Annotated in this window: 2 protein-coding genes; both read left to right on the top strand. The window is 35.8% G+C overall.

Going from position 1 to position 1,714, the window contains the following annotated elements:
• On the top strand, nt 1-909 hold a 909-nt coding region (gene comGA / locus EQ827_RS08650; protein WP_181190575.1), incomplete at its 5' end, for a competence type IV pilus ATPase ComGA.
• Nucleotides 875-1,714 (top strand): type II secretion system F family protein (locus EQ827_RS08645; RefSeq protein ID WP_181190574.1); only part of this gene is annotated, 840 nt, incomplete at its 3' end. The genes comGA and EQ827_RS08645, both read left to right, overlap by 35 nt.

Below are 1,714 nucleotides of genomic sequence, written 5' to 3'. Positions count from 1 at the left end.
ATTTTTTTCTTGCCTTATCAAAATAAAACTCTGATTAAGATGCGTGAATTTGACGCAATTCATGCATACCAGCTCTTAGAGCGTAGTTTTGCTGAAAGCGTTATTAACTATTTGAAGTTTAGTTCTAATATGGATATTAGTGAACATCGTCGACCACAAGTGGGAGCCCGCAGTTTTATTTTTCAAAAGCAAACCATCAATTTACGGCTTTCTGCCTTAGGAGACTATTCTAATCAAGAATCCTTAGTTATTCGTTTGATTTATCCTTTACGCCCCCTTGATAGTCAAGAACTGGATACCAAGCAATGGCAGCAAATCATGTCTCAGCGTGGCTTGATTCTGTTTAGTGGGCCAACTGGATCGGGAAAAACTACTGCCATGTATCAACTAACTAAAAAATATAGTAATAATAAGATTATTTTGGCAATTGAGGATCCCGTAGAAGTAATTGAACCTAATTTTTTACAGATTCAGGTAAACAAAAAGGCACATATGAGTTATGCAGAATTGATTCGAACGTCATTGAGACATCGTCCAGATATTTTAATTTTGGGAGAAATCCGCGATGAAGAAACCGCAAAAATGGCACTCAGGGCTGCCCTGAGTGGACATTTAGTACTTTCAACTGTACATGCTCGCAACAAGTACGCTGTGATTGGAAGGATGATGGAATTAGGTATTAGTCAGCCGGAATTACAATCGGTACTTAATTGCATTATTTATCAGCGTCTAATCTTACAGACTACCGGTAAAGTCAAGGCCTACCGTGATTTGTTAATAACAGAAACTTTGGCTCAGGCCATTGCCATACCGCAAAGCAATTATACTGATTGGCAAAATTTACTGCAATTAGATTATCAAAAGGGGTTGCTGGATGAGAAAACCTATCAGCAGTACCAGACAGGCTAAATTAAATATTAAAAAGCAAGCCTTATTTTTATCAATATTTGCTAAGCTACTAAATAATGGCTTCGCTATTGAAACAGCTTTAGAATCAATGCGCTTAATTTTACCAGCTCATAATCAATTATTGGTACAGTTAATTAAGCGCCTTAATTACGGCAGCGGCTTAGCTGAGTCTTTAAAGATTACTGGACTTTCAAAAACCATTTTAAGCCAAATTGCAATTGCAGATATTCATGGTAATCTCATTAAGTGTCTGCAAGAAAATGCTAGGACGTTAACTTTAAGACAGAAAAATTTTCAAAAAATTTTGAATCTATTGGCGTATCCTTGTTTTTTATTAATCAGTTTATTATCACTAGTAATTTTTTTGAAAGTAGAAATGTCTCAACAATTACCTCATTTAACATTACCACCTATCTATTGGCTGATAATAAAAATTATCATTTTAATTATCTGCTTGGTTTTTGCAACAGAGTGCTTATATTGGTGGCGAGCATCCGAGATTAAACGTGCTTCTCAGCAGATAAAATGGCCTTTTATAGGAAAAATATATCTAAATTATTTTCATTCTGTTATTTTGTCAGCGATTGCGACATTTTTAAAAAGTGGGTTATCGTTAAACGAAATATTACACTTTAGTCAACAGCTTACTCCCGGCTCAATCCAGCAACAATTGGCTTGGCAGGTGCAACAACAGATATTAGCAGGGGGATCGTTGCGCCAAATTATTGCCACAAGTCCTTTTTTGCCAGAAGAAATCAATATTGCAATTGGTTTAGGTCATGATACGCACCAAATGGCTTTAGAA

This window comes from Bombilactobacillus bombi (genome assembly GCF_013607485.1).
GTDB classification, from domain to species: Bacteria; Bacillota; Bacilli; order Lactobacillales; family Lactobacillaceae; genus Bombilactobacillus; species Bombilactobacillus bombi_A.
This window is presented reverse-complemented; position numbering and strand designations above follow the sequence as displayed.